Genomic DNA, 270 nt, shown 5'->3' on the forward strand with positions numbered 1-270 from the left:
GCGCGGCGCAACTGATCCGCCAGTTGCAGGGCGACCTGCCGCCGCCCATGGTGATCATGATCACCGCCTATGGCCGCGAGGTGCTGGCCGATGCGCGCGACCACAGCGCGCCGCCCTTCGTCGATTTTCTCACCAAGCCGGTCACGCCCAAGCAACTGGCCGACTCGGTGCTGCATGCGTTGCACGGCGAACAGGGCGCCCCGGCCAACCCGCCGCCGCGCCCGGTGGAGCGCACCCAGCGGTTGCGGGGCGTGCGTCTGCTGGTAGTGG

General features: G+C 71.1%; 1 protein-coding gene. It reads left to right on the forward strand.

The genetic code is table 11. The features are described 5' to 3' along the window. A partial coding sequence (locus ACLJNW_RS25325; protein WP_410961381.1) for a hypothetical protein occupies positions 1-270 on the forward strand: 270 nt, incomplete at both ends.

Origin of the sequence: Salmonella sp. SAL4457 (genome assembly GCF_046548235.1) — a bacterium.
Lineage (GTDB): Bacteria > Pseudomonadota > Gammaproteobacteria > Enterobacterales > Enterobacteriaceae > Salmonella > Salmonella enterica.